This window comes from Draconibacterium sp. IB214405 (assembly GCF_033963885.1).
Lineage (GTDB): Bacteria > Bacteroidota > Bacteroidia > Bacteroidales > Prolixibacteraceae > Draconibacterium.
The window spans coordinates 699,571-713,918 of record NZ_JAXBMA010000001.1 but is presented as its reverse complement, the minus strand read 5'-3'; the positions used below and the strand labels follow the sequence as shown (position 1 = coordinate 713,918).

Below are 14,348 nucleotides of genomic sequence, written 5' to 3'. Positions count from 1 at the left end.
CATGTTAAAGCATAATTATATATTTCTTATCGGGTTGGCAATTGTTCTTTTCTCCTGTACAACGGATATAAAACCGGATACAGTAAAAAATGAACTGCCGGAAATTTTCCCCGATTACTGCAATGTAACTGTTCCGGCGAGTATTGCTCCACTAAACTTTCGCATGAAAGAAGAAACTGAAGGGATCGCTGCAACATTGAAAGGTGCAAATGGTGACGAAATCAGCGTGACAGGAAAAACACACGTTGAATTTCCGGCAAATAAATGGACAAAGCTGTTGAACGAAAATATCGGAAAAGAACTCACGGTTACAGTAACTGCACAAACCAATAATAAATGGGTGGAATATGCTGCATTTAAAATATTTGTGAGCACGGACCCTATTGATCATGGACTGGTATATCGCCTGATTGCTCCGGGTTACGAAGTATGGAGCAAAATGGGTATTTACCAACGCGAACTGGCGTCGTACGATCAGGACGCAATTATTGAAAATACACTGATTACTGGAAGCTGTGTTAATTGTCACTCTTTCCGACTGACCGATCCTGACGATATGAGTTTGCACATTCGTGGCAAAAAAGGTGGTACTGTATTAAAAACTGACGGAGATGTAAAACTACTGAATACAAAAACGCCCAAAACCATTTCCAATTTTGTGTATCCGTTTTGGCATCCGAGCGGCGATTACCTTGCCTATTCGGTGAATAATATCCGGCAGGTTTTTCATGAAACCAAAGACAAACGTGTTGAGGTTATTGATTCGGAATCGGATCTGATCGTTTACGACGTGAATAAAAACGAAACGTTGTATTGCGACAACATAATGACCAAAGATCATTTTGAGACTTTTCCTTCGTTTTCGCCCGATGGAAAGAAACTGTATTTCTGTGCGGCCGACGCCAAACAAATGCCCATGCAATACAAAGACATTCGTTACAACCTGTGCAGCATCGATTTTGATCCGGCAACAGGAACTTTTGGCGACATAGTTGATACACTTTTTAATGCAGCTGCCATCGAAAAAAGTATCACTTTCCCGCGTCCTTCGCCCGATGGAAAATACATTATGTTCACCTTGGTGGATTACGGCAATTTCTCGATTTGGCACCCCGAAGCTGATTTGTATCTGTACGATATAGCCAGTGGCGAAACTCAGCCGTTGGAAACAGCCAACAGTAACGACACCGAAAGTTACCATTCGTGGTCGTCCAACTCGCGCTGGTTTGTGTTTAGCAGCCGCCGGATTAATGGTTTGTATACCCGCCCGTATATTTCGCATATCGACGAAAACGGTAAGGTTGGAAAACCATTTCTATTGCCACAAAAAGATCCCGATTATTACGAAGAGTTACTCTTTTCATACAATATCCCAGAGTTTATAAATAAGAAAGTTGATTTGGATGTGCGCACCGTTGAACACCTGGCCAACACTAAAGGAACAAATGTTGAACAACGCGAATAAGCAATGAAGGAAATAAAGGACAAATACATCATCCGATTTTGGAACGGGCTGTTTTTTATTGCGCTGCTTGTTTTCTGGCGTTTCTTTTATGCCGATCATCTTTTGCAAAAAGAGCAGATGCAGCTATTTCTGCTCACCTTTGGCTATTTAAAAGACCATTTATCACTGCAAGGCGGGCTGGCCATTTATTTGGGCGAATTTATCACGCAGTTTTTCCTGAATAAATGGGTGGCCGCAATACTTGTTTCAATACTACTTATTTCTCTGGCTATCGGAATACAAAAGGTATTAAAAGCTATTCTGGGAAATGGTATTTATATACTTTCCTTCCTACCCATTCTTGGCTATCATTTTATGCTTTTTAATCCATATTATAAGTTGTCTGGCCTTGTTGCCGTAACACTATCTGTTTGGTCTCTATTTTTATTTGTTCAGAGTAAGAAGGCAAAAATGCGAACCACCTTAGGTTTTATTCTTTTACTGCTTAACTACTGGTTTTTAGGAGGTACATTTATTCTTTTTGTCCTTGCTGTAATTTTAGTCGAAATACTGCTCAAATCAAAAGCAAACAAAAGTTTTAAAGCTAATCAATCTTTATTCATTTTCATACCGGCATTTGTAATAGTTGGCCTGGTCATTCCATACTTAACCCGTCAGTTTTTAATAACCGACCATTTGCTGAGTGCCTATTTCTCTCGCGCATTTTATCAGTTTAGTTTTTTAATTTCGGCACCTGTCATCTGTATGCTGGTCTCTCTCCCGATTCTACTTCTGATTTACGGATGGTTACCAAAAATCGGTTTCAATTCGTTCTATGGAGTTTGGGGTGTTTTGTTGTTGGCTGTACTGGTTTTGGGATCGAATCAACTTGCAGAATTTAGTGAAGAAAAGGAAATGAGTTTCGATAATCTTGTGCCTAAACAAGAATGGAACGGGATTATTCAATTGGCAGAAAAAGTTCCGCCGGAAGGCAAACAAGCAAAACTGGCTTTGTCGCTGGCTTTGGCAAAAACCGGGCAACTAAGCACAAAACTTTTTCACTTTAATCCTGAACCCAACGACTTTTTTATCCCTTTCAACATTCGCGGACAGGCACCAATAATTGCCAACGAGCCTTATTTCTATTTGGGATTGACCAACTTTTCGAAGATGTTGTGCATCGAAACCATTGAGTCAACTCCGGATGAAACAATGCCTGTTCGGGCTGTAAAACGTCTTGCTGAAAACTACATAATTGATGGGCAATACAAACTTGCCGAGCGTTATTTGTGGTACCTTGAACGTACACTATTTTACCGGAAATGGGCAATTAATGCCAAACAATACCTCTACAACGATGACAAAATAACTACTCATCCGGTATGGAGAGAATTGAGGAAGCAGCGCGTTCACGACGATTTTTACTATCAGTACGAGAACAACGATCTGGCACTGGTTTCGCTACTTCGCAGCGACCAGCAGAATAAAATGGCTTACGAATACCTGATGGGCTGGTACTTGTTACGCAAAGATTTTGACGAGTTTTTAAAATATCTTCCACTGGTAAATACTTTTGATTACAAGAAGTTTCCGGTTGTTTTCCAGGAAGCACTCGCTTATATTTTTACACTATATGATGAAGTGCCCGAGAACCTGAAACAATTCCCAATTTCGGCGGAAGTTCAACAACAACTCAACCGGTATGCTCAGGCGTTTCAACAAGGTGGCAGCAATAAACCTGACGAAATGAAAAAGCTATTTGGAAACACCTACTGGTACTACGTACATTTTACTGAATTCGAAAATGAGTAAATTACTATTCGTCGCCATATTATCCCTTTTATTGTGGAACTGCTCAACACCGGTTCCTGAAAATGCTGTGGATACAGCAAAGTTACCCACTATTTTCCCGGAGAATTACCAAACTACTATACCATATAATATTGCACCGATCAACTTTAAAGTTAATGAGGATGCTGACAACATCTTTGTTTCTATTGAAGGTAAGTCGGGTAAACTCGAGAATACTTTCAGCGAAAATAAAACCGATTGGGCGATTAAAGATTGGTCAGCATTTTTGGAAGGAAACAAAGGCGACAGTATACGATTTACGGTTTACACTTCGAAAAACGATTCCTGGAAGAAGTTCAAATCGTTCCGATATTTTGTTTCACCTGATCCGGTTGATGATTACCTTTTTTACCGCTTGATTACGCCGGGTTACCAAACCTGGAATAAAATGGGACTTTACCAGCGGCAACTCAGCACGTTTGAAGAATCGACCATCCTCGATAATAAAATAATGCCGCACTCGTGCATGAATTGCCACACGCTGGCAGCCAATAATCCCGACAATATGGTTTTCCATATCCGCGAAAACAAATCGGGGACTTTTATTATCAAAGACGGAAAAGTTGAAAAACTGGTATCAAAAAAAGAAACACCATTTAAAAGCGTTTCCTTCCCCTACTGGCATCCTTCGGCAAAATACATCGCGTTTTCTATAAATAAGGTACGACAGGTTTTCCCTTCCGAAGGAACAGAACGCGCACATGCTTTTGATATGGGATCGGACATGGTAATTTATGATGTTGACAAAGAGGAATATTTCACATCGCCACTTTTATATGCCGACGATGCGTTTGAATCGTTCCCATGTTTCTCGCCCGACGGACGTAGCCTGTATTTTATAACAGCACCGGCAGCACCAATGCCGCACGAGCTTCGAAACATTCAGTACAGTTTATGTCGTATTGATTTTGATCCGGAAACGGCTTTGCTGGGTGAAAAAGTTGACACGCTGATAACTCCTAAGATAACCGGCAAAAGTCTGACCATGCCGCGCATTTCACCTGACGGGAAACACATTGTTATGACGTTCTCCGACTATGGAAATTTCCCGGCATATAACGAAGAAGCCGACCTTTACATGTACAACATTCAGGATTCATCCATTACGCGATTGGATGTTATAAACAGCGATCAGGTTGAGAGTTATCATTCGTGGTCGTCGAATGGGAAATGGCTGGTATTTAGCAGCCGCCGTATGGATGGCCTTTTTATGAATTCCTATTTTGCGCATATCGATGAAAACGGAAACTTTAGTCAACCATTTTTACTGCCTCAACAAGACCCGGATTTCCACAAATCTTTTCTGTTTTCGTTTAATTTACCCGAGTTTTCGATTAAACCGGTTCCGGTAAGTGCACAACAAATTGAAAAGGTTGCCAAACAGTCTGCCGGCGATAAACAGAAATTCGATACGACGCATTAGTGTCGTATCATGTCTGAGCTGATGGTTAAGTGCCAGTAATTATTTGAATTTTACGAAATCAGAAAAAATAAACATAGCATTCGCTACGTGAATCTTTTTATGATGAGTAAAAACGAAAAAGAACAAAACTTGGGGCGTTAGAGCAGACATTACACGACACTAACGCAAATGGCTCAGGTTTAACAGTTTTGATTTGAAAGAAATTTGAAATATTTCGTTGTTTTCTTCATCTGTTAATAAAAAATTTATACTTTTGCATCCACTTTTTTGGAATCGTGAGCTGGAGGAGCAAATACAATATTGAGTATAAAGGTCTTAAAGAAGGCCTTCACGAGTACGAATTTGTGATAAACGATAAGTTCTTTGAGCATTTTGAAGAGAGTCTGGTTGAAAAAGGAGAGATAAGCGCAAAGGTTGTTCTTGAAAAAAGAAGTGCATTCTTAAAAATTAGCTTAAATCTCGACGGTTGGTTAGAACTGGTTTGCGATCGCTGCCTGGACAACTATCCGCAAGACATTTCATCGGAAACCGAATTGTTTGTAAAATTTGGGGAAGAAGAGGAATTTGAAGAAGGCGACAATGTGATTTGGGTACTCCCTGATGAACATGCCATCAACGTGGCTCAAACTATTTACGAATATATTGCATTAAGTATACCGTTACGACATGTTCATCCGGAAGAAGACGGAGAAAACGGTTGTAACCAGGAAATGATTGAGAGATTAAACAATATTACGCAGCACGAACCGGTGGAGGAAGAAGAGGAAGAAATTGATCCGCGCTGGGCTGCATTAAAAAATTTAAAAAATAATAATTAAAAATACATAACAATGGCACATCCAAAGCATAAAACATCGAAATCGAGAAGGGATAAAAGACGTACGCACTACAAAGCGGTTGCCCCTACTTTGGCTACTTGTTCAAACTGTGGAACAACTGTAAAATACCACACAGTATGTCCTGAATGTGGTTACTACAGAGGAAAACAAGTAATTGAAAAAGAAATTGCATTATAGTTAAATGCGCTACCGGAATTTCCGGTGATAACTATTAAAAATCCATCCTGGGTACAATCCCAAGATGGATTTTTTTTGTCCCCTCCACTTCTAATTCTATTTTCTGATTTTTCGAACAATGTTATAAATTGTTCAGCGTCATAAAACATTTTTTTACTGCCTTTAGCCATATCTGGCAGCAATTCTTTGTAGTCTCCTGTAAATCGCTCTACATTTAACCCCGATAAAAAAATACCACTGCGTATATTTTCAGTAAACACAAATTTGTATTTAGATAATGGCTAACATTAGGGCAGCAATTACAGGAGTTGGAGCCTACCTCCCGGAGTACCGATTAACCAACGACGAGATCAGTAAAATGGTTGACACTACTGACGAGTGGATCATGCAGCGAATCGGGATCAAGGAGCGCAGAATTTTAAAGGAAGAGGGAAAAGCAACCAGCGATATGGGAGCGCGTGCAGTGAAGGACTTGCTTGCAAAAACCGGCACATCGCCCGACGAAATTGACATGCTGATTTGTGCTACCGTAACACCCGACATGAACCTGCCTGCCACGGCCAATATTATTGCACACAAAACAAATATCCATAACGCCTGGAGTTTCGATTTAAATGCAGCGTGTTCGGGATTTATATTTTCTCTGTCAACCGCAACACAATTTATCGAATCGGGGCGCTATAAAAAGGTCGTAATTGTTGCAGCCGAAAAAATGTCGGCTATTATCAATTACGAAGACCGCACCACCTGTCCGCTTTTTGGAGACGGCGCGGCTGCCGTTTTGGTTGAACCAACCACCGAAGATATTGGTGTTATCGACTACATTAACCGTGTTGACGGTTTGGGTCGTCACCACCTGCACATAAAAGCCGGCGGTTCGTTAAAACCGGCTTCCGAGGAAACGGTTAGAAACAAAGAGCATTATTTGTACCAGGAAGGACAAGCTGTTTTTAAAGCTGCCGTTTCGAGCATGGCCGACGTTGCTGCTGAAATTATGGAAAAGCATAACTTGAACGCTAAAGATGTAGCGTGGCTTGTTCCTCATCAGGCTAACATGCGAATTATTGAAGCTACTGCCCGCCGAATGGGAATCAGCAAAGACCAGGTGATGATCAATATCCGCAAATACGGAAATACCACAGCTGCCACAATTCCACTTTGCTTGTGGGATTACGAGAAACAACTGAAAAAAGGCGACAACATTATTCTGGCTGCTTTTGGTGCCGGTTTTACCTGGGGAAGCACCTATTTAAAATGGGCTTACGATCCAAAATAATTTCAAACAACATCTTTTAGTTTTTGCCGTTCTCTTCTTGTTATTCTAAATCATTTTTTTGGTGAAGATTCATTTTATTGTATCTTCAAGCACCCAATTTTAAAGGACAGTTAAGAAGTTATTGACCATGGCAAAACAAAACACAAGAACGTTTGGCGAAACCCCCGATCAGGCGATTAATATTTTAGGTGAAGGAACGCTTATTAAAGGCGACATTTCAGCCAGCAGCGACATCCGTATTGATGGACAACTGGTTGGAAACCTGGAAGCAAAAGGCAGAGTTGTTATCGGCCCAAAAGGCAAAATCGAAGGTAAGGTAATATGTAATAATGTTGAAATTGCAGGACTTATAAAAGGAAAAGTTACTGTTGCTGAACTTTTGAATATGAAAGCCTCTGCAAAAATTGAAGGCGATATTATTGCAGGGAAACTGGCCGTTGAACCGGGCGCAACTTTCACCGGAACCTGCTCGATGGGAGGAGTAAGTGCACCTGTAAAAGAAGATGTCAAGGAAAAAACCTTATACAACCAGAAAAACTAATTCGTTTATACGTTATTCCAGCCTGGGTTTCGAAATGATGGCCATTATCGGAGGATTTACTTTTCTTGGCTACAAAATCGACCAGTGGATGCATAACGAGTTTAAAGGTTTTACCTTAACCCTGGTTATATTTGGTGTAATTGCATCGATTATTTATGGTGTAAAAAACCTATTAAAAACTGACAACAAATCGAGAAAGCCAAAAAGTAAATGAAACCATTCATCGTAAAACTTACCGGAATAACACTGGCCATTGCCGTAATTGGCTGGATGGTATTTTCGTTGGCTTTCCCCGAATATTATTTACCCGTACTCCCGTTCCTGTTACTTTTCTTTTATCTGGCTACACTGGGTATTCATGCCTACCAGCTTAAAATGGCTCAAAAAGATATCGGTAAATTTACCCGAAGCAACATGCTTATCACCTTTTTTAAACTTGTTTTATACTCGGTTGTTGCGGTGGTTTATATTGCCATCGATAAAGAAAATGCCATTCCTTTTGTCATCTGTTTAATGTTGCTTTATCTCATCTATACATTTTTTGAAGTGACCGAAATAACAAAGATTACAAAGTCGACTGATAAAAAATAAAGCTCCACTTCTTCCCTTGTTCACACAAAAACAGGTTTTTAAACATGGTTAATTCTTAAGTGAAAAATCTCAATTTCCATTCACGGTCCAAAAAATCTTATAATTTTGTGAACCTTAGAACAGAATTTTCGTTTTAACAACCTGACAAAATTCTTATCGAGAAGCGTTTGTTTATAATGTGTACTCACAAGTTAAAACAAAGAAAAACTGAATAAACCATGCTTAAGCTTACTAAAGCCATCTTTATATTCTTTGCCTTTTCGTTATTTAGTTATGGCCAGCTTCAGGCTCAACACGGGCACGAAGAAGAAAAGACAACCGCTACAGAAAGTCATTCAGAAGAAAGTGATGCGCATGCTTCAGATGCACACGCAGAAGAAGAATTTAATGCCGGTGAATTTGTCATCGATCACGTATCCGATTCGTACGACTGGCACATTACTTCGTTTGGCGAAACACACGTAACTATTCCACTACCGATAATTGTTTACAGCAAACAGCCGGAATTGCACGAAGGAAAAGCATTTCATGTTTTTATGTCGTCGAAGTTTCACCACGGACACAGTGCTTACAAAGGTTTCCGAATTTCAGAAAGCGAGGAATTTAAAGGCAAAGTGGTTGAACTGGATGCGCACGGACACGAGATTGGTACACCCATCGATATTTCAATAACAAAAACGATTGCCGGTATTTTGGCATCGGTAGTTATTTTATTGTGGCTGGTTTTTGCAACAGCAAGGCTGGCGAAAAAGAACCAGGGAAAAGCGCCAACGGGTGTGCAAAATGCGTTGGAGCCGATAATCTTTTTTATTCGCGACGAAGTGGCAAAACCCGCCATTGGCGAACACAAATACGAAAAGTTTATGCCGTTCCTTTTAACCCTGTTCTTTTTTATCCTGATTAACAACTTCATGGGATTGATACCAATTCCACCATTTGGAGCCAACGTTACAGGAAATATCGGAGTTACAATGGTACTGGCTTTATTCACTTTTGCAGTAACAACAATTAACGGTAACAAACATTACTGGAAAGAAATTTACAACCCGGACGTACCATGGTGGTTAAAATTCCCGATTCCGCTAATGCCAATCGTTGAACTTTCAGGAGTAATTACAAAACCATTTGTACTAATGGTCCGACTCTTTGCCAACATGATGGCGGGTCACCTTATTGTAATGGTGTTTGTGAGCCTTATTTTTGTCTTCGGCAGCCTTTTTGGCCCGGCAGTTGGATTAGGAGCAAGTCCTATTTCCATTCTGTTCTCGGTGTTCATTTTGCTGCTCGATGTTTTGGTATCATTTATTCAAGCGTATGTTTTTACTCTGTTGTCGGCACTCTATTTCGGAATGGCGACCTCAGAACATCATTAATATTTAAAATTACAAGCTATGTTATCAGCTATTTTAACAGTATTGCTACAAGCGGCCGCCGGTGCATCGGTTGGTAAAATGGGAGCAGCAATTGGTGCAGGTTTAGCAGCAATTGGAGCTGGTATGGGTATCGGTAAAATCGGTGCCAGTGCCATGGAAGCTATTGCCCGTCAACCTGAAGCAAGCGGTGACATCAGATCGAATATGATTGTGTCGGCAGCACTTATCGAAGGTGTTGCATTCTTCGCAGTTATTGTTTGTATCCTAATCGTTTTTGTATAGCAAAAGAACTTTGGCAGCCGTCCCGGGGATTGCCCGGGATGTTGTTGCCACTTTAAAATTTTAAATCATGGGATTAGTAATGCCAAATCCGGGCACCATTTTTTGGATGCTCATCATTTTTGGAATCGTACTTTTTGTTTTAAAGAAGTTTGCGTGGAAACCAATACTTACCGCTTTAAAAGAACGCGAAGATTCTATTGCAACTGCTTTAAACTCGGCCGAAGAAGCTAAAAAAGAAGTAGCGGGGTTGAAAGCCGATAACGAAAAAGTTATTGCCGAAGCACGCCGCGAAAAAGAAGCGATACTGAAAGAGGCCAAAGAGCTAAAAGATAAAATTGTTGCCGAAGCCAAAGATAAAGCTGTTGAAGAAGCGCAAAAAACCATTGCACAGGCACGTCAGCAAATCGAAGCCGAAAAAACAGCTGCCATTAGCGACATTAAAAAACAAGTGGCCGAACTTTCGGTAAGTATTGCTGAAAAAGTGATTCGTAAAGAATTAAGCAACAAAGCCGAACAGGAAAAAATGGTTGACGGATTAATCGACGACATCAAGCTGAATTAAGTATGGATCAGAGCGCAATAACTGTACGATACGCCAAAGCTTTCTTTTCAACAGCTAAGGAGAAAAACCTGCTCGATAAGCTAAAAGCCGATATCCAGTTGGTTATGGATGTTTGCACCTCATCGAAAGATTTTATTCTTCTGTTGGAGAGCCCGATCGTAAAATCATCAAAAAAGGCAGCCTTGGTAAAAAGTATTTTCGAAGGTAAAATTGAAGAGATCAGTCTTAATTTTTTATTGCTGATCGTTCAAAACAAACGCGAAGTACACATTCCGGGTATCTGCCGCAATTTTCTGGATTTAACACGAAAAGACCTCAATATTAAATCGGTCATTCTCACCACTGCTTCAGAGGTTGATGCTTCTACAATGAAGAAAGTGCAAGAAATGCTCGGAACCGAATTAAACGCTACCATTGAACTGGAAGCGCAGGTAAATCCTGAAATTCTTGGCGGTCTGGTATTGCGATTGGACGATAAACAGTACGATGCCAGCGTGGCAACCCAATTACGTAAGGTAAAACAAACCTTATTAGAAACCGAATTATAAACGAAAGCGACAAGCAAAAAATAATAAAACATGGCTAATATAAAACCTGCTGAAGTATCTGCAATTCTGAAGCAACAACTGGAAGGATTTAAATCGGTAGCCGAACTGGAAGAAGTTGGTACCGTACTACAAGTTGGTGACGGTATTGCCCGTATTTACGGACTTTCAAACGTTGAATCGAACGAGATGATCGAATTCGAAAACGGTATGAAAGGTATCGTATTAAACCTTGAAGAAGACAATGTTGGTGCTGTACTTTTAGGCCCTTCTGAAGAAATTAAAGAAGGCGACACAGTTAAACGTACGCGTCGTATTGCGTCGATTAATGTAGGAGAAGGCTTGCTTGGCCGCGTGGTAAATACCATTGGCGAGGCCATTGACGGAAAGGGAGCAATAAACGGCGAACTTTTCGAAATGCCTTTGGAAAGAAAAGCACCTGGTGTAATTTTCCGTCAGCCGGTAAAAGAACCATTACAAACAGGATTGAAAGCTGTTGATGCGATGATCCCGATCGGTCGTGGTCAGCGTGAGTTGATTATTGGCGACCGTCAGACAGGAAAAACTGCAGTAGCTATCGATACCATTATTAACCAACGCGAATTCTACGAACAGGGAAATCCTGTTTATTGTATATATGTGGCAGTTGGACAGAAAGGTTCTACCGTTGCAAACATTGCTGCAACACTTGAAAAAGCCGGTGCAATGGCCTATTCGGTAATTGTTACGGCAACTGCATCCGATCCTGCAGCATTACAGTTTTACGCTCCGTATGCAGGTGCTGCTATCGGCGAATATTTCCGCGATACCGGTCGTCATGCATTAATTATTTACGATGACTTATCGAAACAAGCAGTTTCGTATCGTGAGGTGTCGCTGTTACTTCGTCGTCCACCGGGCCGTGAAGCTTATCCGGGTGACGTTTTCTATTTGCACTCACGCTTGTTGGAACGTGCTGCAAAAATCATCGAATCGGATGAAATTGCAAAAGACATGAACGACTTACCTGACTGTTTGAAAGACAAAGTAAAAGGTGGTGGTTCGTTAACAGCACTTCCTATTATCGAAACACAGGCCGGTGACGTTTCTGCATATATTCCAACCAACGTAATTTCGATTACCGACGGACAGATCTTCCTCGAGTCGAACCTGTTTAACTCGGGTATTCGTCCGGCAATTAACGTGGGTATTTCTGTTTCGCGTGTTGGTGGTAGTGCACAGATCAAATCGATGAAAAAGATCTCAGGTACATTAAAACTCGACCAGGCACAGTTCCGCGAACTGGAAGCATTTGCCAAGTTTGGTTCCGACCTTGATGCTGCAACTATGCGTGTTCTTGATAAAGGACGTAAAAACGTGGAAATTCTGAAACAAGGTCAGTATTCACCTGTAAAAGTTGAGCACCAGGCAGCAATTATCTATTGTGGAACAAACGAGCTGCTTCGAAGTGTACCAATCGATAAGGTAAAAGAGTTTGAAGCCGACTTCCTGGAAACTATGGAAATGTCGCACCGTCCGGTTCTTGATGAATTAAAAGCCGGAAAACTGACTGCTGAAATTGAAGAAACCATTAGAAAAGTAGCTGCTGAAACTGCAGAGAAATACAAATAACAAGGACTGATATGTTGATGGAATGAAGGATTGAATTCAGTCCTTCTCCAAATCATTCCTTCAATTGAAAAAATATGGCTGGATTAAAGGAAATACGAACCCGAATAGCATCGGTAAAAACAACACGGCAGGTAACCAGTGCCATGAAAATGGTTTCGGCTGCCAAGTTAAAAAAAGCGCAGGATGCTATTTTACAGATCAGACCGTATGCTGAAAAACTGCACGAGATTCTTGCATCGTTGAGTGCCAGCCTCGAAAATGTGGAGGATTCAGTTTACACACAATCTCGTACTCCTGATAAAGTTTTGCTGATATTGGTATCGTCTAACCGCGGTTTATGCGGTGGATTTAATGCCAACATTACCAAAAAGGCAATTGAGGTGGCCAACACCAAATATTCGCGACAGTTGCAATTGGGCAACCTTGAGTTTATGTGTATCGGAAAACAAGGAGCACGCCAGCTAAAACACCGCGGGTACAACGTTGTAGCCGACGAAAATGAGTTGTTCGATTCGCTTACTTTTGAGAATGTTTCGAGAGTGGCCGAAGAATGTATGAAATCGTTTGCAGACAAACACTACGATCGTATAGAACTGGTGTACAACCAGTTTAAAAATGCTGCCGTTCAGGTGCAAGCTGCCGAGCAATTCCTCCCGGTTGAAATGGAAGAAAATGAAGATAATGGCAATTACGATTTTATATACGAACCGTCGAAAGAACATATTATCGAGGAATTGATTCCGCGCTCATTAAAAATTCAGTTTTACAAAGCTTTACTTGATTCGAACGCTGCAGAGCACGGTGCCCGAATGACGGCGATGCATCAGGCAACCGACAATGCTACTGAATTGATTGGATCGCTTACTTTGGAGTACAACAAAGCACGCCAGGCTTCAATCACCGGAGAAATTCTGGAAATTGTAAGTGGTGCCGAAGCATTAAACGGATAAATCGTTTTTATAAAAATATTGGGAAACCGTTCTTTGAAAAAGGAGCGGTTTTTTATTTATAAACCGGACTCACCCATTTTTCTTTTGGAGTGTATTTACTTTCGGCGGCCCAACGGATTCCCCGTTTCATAATTTCAAGTGCTTCCGGTATCTCAAAATCTGTCATAACGTGCCCCAGCGAACTATAAAACACACGTCCTTTGCCGTAATATTTTTTCCAGACCACCGGCATAACACATTCATCGATCCACGAAGAATATTCCGATGTAAACTTGGTTGTAGCCATTACTTCTACGTTCGGATCGATATGCATGTAATACTGCTCCGAATGCATACTAAAATCGTTTAATCCTTGCGTTACCGGATCGTTCTTATCTGTGATTTGCACCGAGTAATCAATAACGCCTCCGGGATGCGCCACCCACTGTCCGCCAACCATAAACTGGTATTCTGTATTATTTCGGAATGAGTCGCCAATTCCGCCGTGCCATCCGGCTAATCCTGCCCCATTTCTTATGGCTTTCAGAAGACCTCGTTCCTGTTCGTTTGTAATGGTTCCCATTGTCCATGTTTGTATAATCAAATCAACTGAACGCATCAACTCCTCATCCAGGTAACTATCTAAATTATCAGAAACTACGACCTCCGCACCTTCGGCTTTTAACCACGGCACAAAAACATCAACCGATTGTTTCGGTTCGTGTGGCTGCCAACCTCCGTAAACAAAAAGAACTTTTTTCCCATCCATTGTTGGTGTGTTTTGAATGGTGTTCTGTGCGTAAATTTTTGGTGACAGCAATAACAATCCGGTTAATATGAAAATAGCAGATGCAATTAAATTTCTTGGTGATTTGTTTAGCATAGTTTTATCTATTTAATACCC

17 protein-coding genes are annotated in these 14,348 nt (G+C 40.9%); 15 read left to right on the top strand and 2 right to left on the bottom strand.

The genetic code is table 11. From position 1 onward, the window contains the following. The first annotated feature begins 1 nt into the window (after position 1). The 5 genes from SLH46_RS02570 to rpmF all read left to right on the top strand — a co-directional run bounded on the left by SLH46_RS02570 (position 2) and on the right by rpmF (position 5,734). The gene (locus SLH46_RS02570) at positions 2–1,465 is read left to right on the top strand and encodes a TolB family protein (RefSeq protein ID WP_320279577.1); all 1,464 of its coding nucleotides are present in this window, start codon (positions 2–4) and stop codon (positions 1,463–1,465) included. Positions 1,466–1,468: 3 nt separating this feature from the next. After that, positions 1,469–3,256, top strand: a complete 1,788-nt coding sequence (locus SLH46_RS02565) for a DUF6057 family protein (protein ID WP_320279575.1) — start codon at positions 1,469–1,471, stop codon at positions 3,254–3,256. Then, the gene (locus SLH46_RS02560; RefSeq protein WP_320279574.1) at positions 3,249–4,718 is read left to right on the top strand and encodes a TolB family protein; all 1,470 of its coding nucleotides are present in this window, start codon (positions 3,249–3,251) and stop codon (positions 4,716–4,718) included. The genes SLH46_RS02565 and SLH46_RS02560 overlap by 8 nt, the downstream gene beginning before the upstream one ends. 275 nt (positions 4,719–4,993) lie before the next feature. Then, positions 4,994–5,536, top strand: a complete 543-nt coding sequence (locus tag SLH46_RS02555) for a YceD family protein (protein WP_320279573.1) — start codon at positions 4,994–4,996, stop codon at positions 5,534–5,536. A gap of 12 nt (positions 5,537–5,548) precedes the next feature. Next, positions 5,549–5,734, top strand: a complete 186-nt coding sequence (rpmF, locus tag SLH46_RS02550) for a 50S ribosomal protein L32 (protein ID WP_319271762.1) — start codon at positions 5,549–5,551, stop codon at positions 5,732–5,734. On the opposite strand, the gene SLH46_RS02545 is transcribed toward rpmF, so the two are convergent. Further along, positions 5,692–5,994 carry a hypothetical protein gene (locus SLH46_RS02545; RefSeq protein WP_320280365.1) on the bottom strand — a complete coding sequence of 101 codons (303 nt, stop codon included), beginning with the start codon at positions 5,992–5,994 and terminating at the stop codon, positions 5,692–5,694. The two genes, rpmF and SLH46_RS02545, sit on opposite strands and share 43 nt — an antisense overlap. A 17-nt stretch (positions 5,995–6,011) precedes the next feature. Between SLH46_RS02545 and SLH46_RS02540 the strand changes: the two genes are divergently transcribed. The 10 genes from SLH46_RS02540 (at position 6,012) to atpG (ending at position 13,465) form a co-directional block, all read left to right on the top strand. Next, positions 6,012–7,010, top strand: coding sequence for a beta-ketoacyl-ACP synthase III (locus SLH46_RS02540; RefSeq protein ID WP_320279572.1), 999 nt, complete (start codon positions 6,012–6,014; stop codon positions 7,008–7,010). 127 nt (positions 7,011–7,137) lie between these two features. Continuing rightward, positions 7,138–7,551, top strand: coding sequence for a bactofilin family protein (locus SLH46_RS02535; protein WP_320279571.1), 414 nt, complete (start codon positions 7,138–7,140; stop codon positions 7,549–7,551). Then, the gene (locus SLH46_RS02530; RefSeq protein ID WP_320279570.1) at positions 7,514–7,765 is read left to right on the top strand and encodes an AtpZ/AtpI family protein; all 252 of its coding nucleotides are present in this window, start codon (positions 7,514–7,516) and stop codon (positions 7,763–7,765) included. Before SLH46_RS02535 ends, SLH46_RS02530 begins: the two co-directional genes overlap by 38 nt. Further along, entirely contained in the window at positions 7,762–8,142 is a 381-nt protein-coding gene (locus tag SLH46_RS02525; RefSeq protein WP_320279569.1) for a hypothetical protein, read from the top strand. Before SLH46_RS02530 ends, SLH46_RS02525 begins: the two co-directional genes overlap by 4 nt. Before the next feature lie 218 nt (positions 8,143–8,360). Next, positions 8,361–9,515 carry a F0F1 ATP synthase subunit A gene (gene atpB / locus SLH46_RS02520; RefSeq protein ID WP_320279568.1) on the top strand — a complete coding sequence of 385 codons (1,155 nt, stop codon included), beginning with the start codon at positions 8,361–8,363 and terminating at the stop codon, positions 9,513–9,515. A gap of 18 nt (positions 9,516–9,533) precedes the next feature. Beyond that, the gene (atpE, locus tag SLH46_RS02515; RefSeq protein WP_038557555.1) at positions 9,534–9,797 is read left to right on the top strand and encodes an ATP synthase F0 subunit C; all 264 of its coding nucleotides are present in this window, start codon (positions 9,534–9,536) and stop codon (positions 9,795–9,797) included. A gap of 67 nt (positions 9,798–9,864) precedes the next feature. Continuing rightward, the gene (locus SLH46_RS02510; RefSeq protein WP_320279567.1) at positions 9,865–10,359 is read left to right on the top strand and encodes a F0F1 ATP synthase subunit B; all 495 of its coding nucleotides are present in this window, start codon (positions 9,865–9,867) and stop codon (positions 10,357–10,359) included. 2 nt (positions 10,360–10,361) lie between these two features. After that, positions 10,362–10,907 (top strand): ATP synthase F1 subunit delta, encoded by a 546-nt coding sequence (gene atpH, locus SLH46_RS02505; protein WP_320279566.1) that lies wholly within the window; start codon positions 10,362–10,364, stop codon positions 10,905–10,907. A gap of 30 nt (positions 10,908–10,937) precedes the next feature. After that, entirely contained in the window at positions 10,938–12,515 is a 1,578-nt protein-coding gene (atpA, locus tag SLH46_RS02500; protein WP_320279565.1) for a F0F1 ATP synthase subunit alpha, read from the top strand. A 74-nt stretch (positions 12,516–12,589) separates the two neighbouring features. Next, positions 12,590–13,465, top strand: coding sequence for an ATP synthase F1 subunit gamma (gene atpG, locus SLH46_RS02495; protein WP_320279564.1), 876 nt, complete (start codon positions 12,590–12,592; stop codon positions 13,463–13,465). A gap of 52 nt (positions 13,466–13,517) precedes the next feature. On the opposite strand, the gene SLH46_RS02490 is transcribed toward atpG, so the two are convergent. After that, positions 13,518–14,327 (bottom strand): ThuA domain-containing protein, encoded by an 810-nt coding sequence (locus tag SLH46_RS02490; protein WP_320279563.1) that lies wholly within the window; start codon positions 14,325–14,327, stop codon positions 13,518–13,520. Positions 14,328–14,348: the final 21 nt, after the last annotated feature.

Coding starts and splice junctions, on each gene's coding strand:
- SLH46_RS02570 (WP_320279577.1), top strand. CDS start 2: ATGTTAAAGCATAATTATATATTTCTTATCGGGTTGGCAATTGTTCTT.
- SLH46_RS02565 (WP_320279575.1), top strand. CDS start 1,469: ATGAAGGAAATAAAGGACAAATACATCATCCGATTTTGGAACGGGCTG.
- SLH46_RS02560 (WP_320279574.1), top strand. CDS start 3,249: ATGAGTAAATTACTATTCGTCGCCATATTATCCCTTTTATTGTGGAAC.
- rpmF (WP_319271762.1), top strand. CDS start 5,549: ATGGCACATCCAAAGCATAAAACATCGAAATCGAGAAGGGATAAAAGA.
- SLH46_RS02540 (WP_320279572.1), top strand. CDS start 6,012: ATGGCTAACATTAGGGCAGCAATTACAGGAGTTGGAGCCTACCTCCCG.
- SLH46_RS02535 (WP_320279571.1), top strand. CDS start 7,138: ATGGCAAAACAAAACACAAGAACGTTTGGCGAAACCCCCGATCAGGCG.
- SLH46_RS02530 (WP_320279570.1), top strand. CDS start 7,514: ATGTCAAGGAAAAAACCTTATACAACCAGAAAAACTAATTCGTTTATA.
- SLH46_RS02525 (WP_320279569.1), top strand. CDS start 7,762: ATGAAACCATTCATCGTAAAACTTACCGGAATAACACTGGCCATTGCC.
- atpB (WP_320279568.1), top strand. CDS start 8,361: ATGCTTAAGCTTACTAAAGCCATCTTTATATTCTTTGCCTTTTCGTTA.
- atpE (WP_038557555.1), top strand. CDS start 9,534: ATGTTATCAGCTATTTTAACAGTATTGCTACAAGCGGCCGCCGGTGCA.
- SLH46_RS02510 (WP_320279567.1), top strand. CDS start 9,865: ATGGGATTAGTAATGCCAAATCCGGGCACCATTTTTTGGATGCTCATC.
- atpH (WP_320279566.1), top strand. CDS start 10,362: ATGGATCAGAGCGCAATAACTGTACGATACGCCAAAGCTTTCTTTTCA.
- atpA (WP_320279565.1), top strand. CDS start 10,938: ATGGCTAATATAAAACCTGCTGAAGTATCTGCAATTCTGAAGCAACAA.
- atpG (WP_320279564.1), top strand. CDS start 12,590: ATGGCTGGATTAAAGGAAATACGAACCCGAATAGCATCGGTAAAAACA.
- SLH46_RS02490 (WP_320279563.1), bottom strand. CDS start 14,327: ATGCTAAACAAATCACCAAGAAATTTAATTGCATCTGCTATTTTCATA.